This is a genomic window from Pyrobaculum sp. (assembly GCF_049971835.1).
Classification (GTDB): domain Archaea; phylum Thermoproteota; class Thermoprotei; order Thermoproteales; family Thermoproteaceae; genus Pyrobaculum.
Map to the genome: position 1 here is coordinate 1 of NZ_JBMFKV010000178.1, position 3,920 is coordinate 3,920.

5 protein-coding genes are annotated in these 3,920 nt (G+C 62.5%); 2 read left to right on the forward strand and 3 right to left on the reverse strand.

Features of this window, described 5'->3' with window-relative positions:
- Positions 1 to 274 (reverse strand): DUF123 domain-containing protein (locus tag ACP5J3_RS11795; protein ID WP_428495868.1); only part of this gene is annotated, 274 nt, incomplete at its 3' end.
- A gap of 5 nt (positions 275 to 279) precedes the next feature.
- Entirely contained in the window at positions 280 to 1,068 is a 789-nt protein-coding gene (gene cobB / locus ACP5J3_RS11800) for an NAD-dependent protein deacetylase (protein ID WP_428495869.1), read from the reverse strand.
- 169 nt (positions 1,069 to 1,237) lie between these two features.
- On the opposite strand from cobB, the gene ACP5J3_RS11805 reads away from it, so the two are divergent.
- Positions 1,238 to 2,902 (forward strand): S16 family serine protease, encoded by a 1,665-nt coding sequence (locus ACP5J3_RS11805; protein WP_428495870.1) that lies wholly within the window; start codon positions 1,238 to 1,240, stop codon positions 2,900 to 2,902.
- Here the strand turns inward: ACP5J3_RS11805 and ACP5J3_RS11810 are convergent.
- Entirely contained in the window at positions 2,892 to 3,194 is a 303-nt protein-coding gene (locus ACP5J3_RS11810; RefSeq protein WP_014287940.1) for a hypothetical protein, read from the reverse strand. The genes ACP5J3_RS11805 and ACP5J3_RS11810 overlap by 11 nt on opposite strands.
- Before the next feature lie 143 nt (positions 3,195 to 3,337).
- Here ACP5J3_RS11810 and ACP5J3_RS11815 point away from each other — a divergent pair, with 143 nt between their 5' ends.
- Positions 3,338 to 3,859: a hypothetical protein gene (locus ACP5J3_RS11815; protein WP_428495871.1), complete on the forward strand. Its 522-nt coding sequence runs from the start codon at positions 3,338 to 3,340 to the stop codon at positions 3,857 to 3,859.
- Positions 3,860 to 3,920: the final 61 nt, after the last annotated feature.

A 3,920-nucleotide genomic window follows, 5' to 3' on the forward strand; every position in this document is an offset into this window, starting at 1 on the left:
CGAAGCCTGGCACGGGGCGGCATGCGGCCAGCCTTTTCGCGAGTTCTTTTTCGGGTATGGGGGTGACGACGGCGTATAGGGGGGTGCAGACGAGGTAGTCAACGTGCCACCTCTTCCTCCCCCGTCTTTCGAGGTGCCTCCTGAGCCTCGCCGCGCAACTCAAGCCGCAGGACCCCACGTAGGCGTATGTGCCCCCCTCCAGCTGGAACGTCCTTGCCGGGATCTGCACCACCTGGGGGGCGCATTGGAAAAAGACGATGTAGCTTTTATACATGTGTGTTAGCTATCCCGGCGATGAGGAGCCGATGGCTGGCGCGAGTCGTGGCGTTGAGCTTGGCGGGTTCCGAGCCTCTTCTTAACCTCCTCCACTATCCGGGGTAGGACCTCCCCCGCTCTGCCTCTAATGAAGAAGTCGGCTATGGGGGTTATGACCGTGGGCTCTATATTCACTTCGATTACAACTGCCCCCGCCCTCTTCGCGATCTGCGGTATATACGCCGCTGGGTAGACCACGCCGGATGTGCCGATCACGATCATGACGTCCGTGGCCGCGGCGAGCTCAGCGGCCTCCCGCCACGCCTCCTGGGGCAGGGGCTCTCCGAACCACACGACGTCTGGCCTGAGGAGGCCTCCGCACTTCGCGCACCGCGGGGGGACAGCCTCCACCGGCTTGTCCAGCTTGTATACGGCGCCGCATTTGGTGCAACGGGCCCGCCATATGGAGCCGTGTAGCTCCACGACTTTTGTACTGCCGGCGCGCTGGTGGAGGCCGTCTACGTTCTGGGTGATCACAGCCTTGACGACGCCGAGCCTCTCAAGCTCGGCGACGGCGTAGTGGCCGGGGTTCGGCGACGCGCTGTAGATAACCTCCTGACGCCACTTGTACCACCTCCACACCAGCTCCGGGTCCCTCTCGAAGGCCTCGGGGGTGGCGAGCTCCTCAGGCCGGTACCTCTCCCACAAGCCGCCGGGCCCTCTGAACGTCGGCACGCCGCTCTCGGCTGAGATGCCCGCGCCGGTGAACACAACACAGCGGCGCGAAGCCGCGACCACCTCCGCGACATCCATAAATACCTCTGTCCACACGGTATTTATATGATGACCCAGGCGAGGCGGAGCTGTGAAGCAACACGACCTCCACTGACCCGCCTTGTCCTTAGCCAGACCGCGCCGCGGCCTCCGCTCTCCGCCGCTGGAGGTGAGTAACTTTTTTATAGTTGAGGCGGGGGTCTGCGGCATGAAAAAGTGGTTTATCGCCGTGCTGGCGGTGGCGTTGGTTGTAGCCGCGGCGGGGTGGGAGACCTACACGGTTAAGGTGTCTTCTGTGGAGATCAACGCCTTGGCGGTGGGGCCTGGCGGCGGCGCCGTGTTGCCTATTAGAGTTACCTTGCTCACGCCGGGCGACGGCCGGGCGTATGTGGCTGGGGTGCCCGAGGCGGGCCAGGGCTTCGGCCCCTCGGCGCAGATTGCGCTGTATGTGGCCTCCCGCCTCTCGGGCGTCCCGTATACAAACTACACGGCTCTGCTCAGGGTGCTGGCGAGCGACGCCCAGGTCGGGGGGCCCTCGGCTAGTGGCTACATTACTGTGGCTATGTACGCCTTGATGAACGGTCTGGAGCTTAGAAACGACACGGCGATGACCGGCATTATACTGCCGGACGGCTTGATAGGGCCTGTGGGCGGCGTGTCGCAGAAGGTAAGCGCGGCGGCTGAGCGCGGGATCAAGACGGCGCTTGTCCCAATAGGCGAGGCCCCCAGCGGCGTGAGGGGGATAAAGGTGGTTGAGGTGGGGACTGTGGAGGAGGCTATATACTACTTGACCGGTAGGAGGATATCCACGCCGCCGGCGGCGGCGGTGGACGACTCCGTATTTAAGGCGATTTCAAGAGATCTTTTCAACGCCATCTACAGCTACTACAACCAGACGGTCGGCAGGGGCTATGTCGACGCGGCTGTGATTCAGCGTCTGAAGAACAAGGGCTACTACTACGCCGCGGCGTCTCTCATCTACCAAGGCGTCGTAAACTACTACAGGGATCAGGCGGCCTCCTCCGGCCGGACATACCGCAGTTTGTACAACCAGGCGGTGCAGATGGCTAAGGAGGCGGAGGCGGAGCTCTCCCGCATCCCTCTGACGGTGAACAACATCGACCTCGTCGTGGCCAGCTACACGAGGGTGTACGAGGTCTACTTCCAGGCCAACTCCAGCAGGCCGGACGCCGGCGCCATGTACGCCCGGGCTGTGACCTTGAGGTCGTGGGTCGACGAGGCGAGGGCCATGGCCTACGGCCCGGCTATAAACGAGACGGGCCTCGCGGAGGTGGCTAGGATGTACCTAGACTACGCCAAGACTATGTACGCATATCTCGAGACTACCTACGGCGTAACGCTGGGCGACTACGCCACAGCCGTCCAGCTGGCCGAGGACCTCTACAGGAGGGGCCTCTACCTGGCCTCCATAGCCAACTCCATTGAGATCATCGCGGAGACCGCCTCAGCGCTTATGTCGGCGGCTCCCGACAAGTACCTAAACGTGGCTAGGGAGAGGGCCCTCACCAACATGGCAAGGGCCGCCGCGTGCGGCTACACCAACACCCTGCCCCTCAGCTACCTCCAGTTCGGCGACTACTACAGCGGGGAGGGCGGCAACCCGCAGAGCGCCCTGACGTACTACATCATGGCGTCGATATACTCAACGGCGATGGGAGACGTGTCGTGCATGGCGGCTAAGGGAAATGTGACCCTGCCGAGGGTCAACTTCTCCCCGCCGCCGCAACCCCCAGCCAAGACCGCGGCTACGGCGACTCTACCTGCTGTGCATGGGGAGGAAAAAGGGCTGTGGTTTGTCTTGATTCTCGCCCTCTTGGCTGCCGTCGCTCTTATCTACGCCTCTAGACGATAACTACGTCGCGTTTATAACCGGCGGCTTTTTTACCCCTCTTCTTGCCAGACCTCTTCCCGGGCAGGAGGGCGGCGGTGAAGAAGGCGATGGGCACTAGGTACTCCCAGTAGGGGGCGTACATGTAGAGGGCGGCCACGAGACGCTCAGCCACGTCGCCGTTTACAAGGAGGGCGGGTATCGACACTAGGAACAGGCCGGCGACGGCCAGCCCGGTCAGTATGCGGTCTCTCACCCTTCTCAGGGCGAGCGCGGTGAGCACCGCGATGGCTGTCAGGGCGATTAGCCCGAACATGGGTGGGGCCTAACACGGCGGTTTTATTTCTAGCGGTTATTATGCGGCCTGTCTTTATAACTGCGGCGCGGCGGGCCTCGGCGGGGGGAGCTGGGCGGGGGGCGGCGGTGTATTGTTTAAATAGTGTTGGTATAGATACCGCCGTGTGGTTCCTACCGCTTTCTAGAAACGAGGCTGTGGAGGCTATCAAAAAGGCCTACGCGGTGGCGCAGGAGTACGCGAGGAAGATAGGGGGCAGGCTTGAGGTGATTCAGCCGAGGCATATATACGGCGAGGCGGCGGATAAATTCGGCTACTCGCTTCAGCTGGGCCGCATTACGGTGAACCTCCCCCCGGCGGCGGTGCTCGTCGTCTGGGGGTTTTACAACGCCGACGAGTACCTAGACTTTGTCAGGTTTATACAAGACGGGCGGGTGTACGAGTGGTTTGTGGAGCCTATCGCCTACTACCCAGAGAGGGTGGGGGTGTGGGCCGAGGAGCCACTGATATTTAGAAACGTCCTCTACATTGACGTCCACACGACGTCGGGGGAGGAGAGGGACCGGACGTACGGCTGGCCGCTGGGGTACTACATATCCCCCCTCCAGCCGCCGCCTGAGGTAAAGCCCCCGAGGAGGCCGAGGGGCGAGGGGCCTCCTAAGAGGGAGGGCAGGCGCAGGTCTTGATCCCCGCGGTCACCTACATAAGAGTATCCACCGAGGAGCAGGACCCGGAGAACCAGCGGCT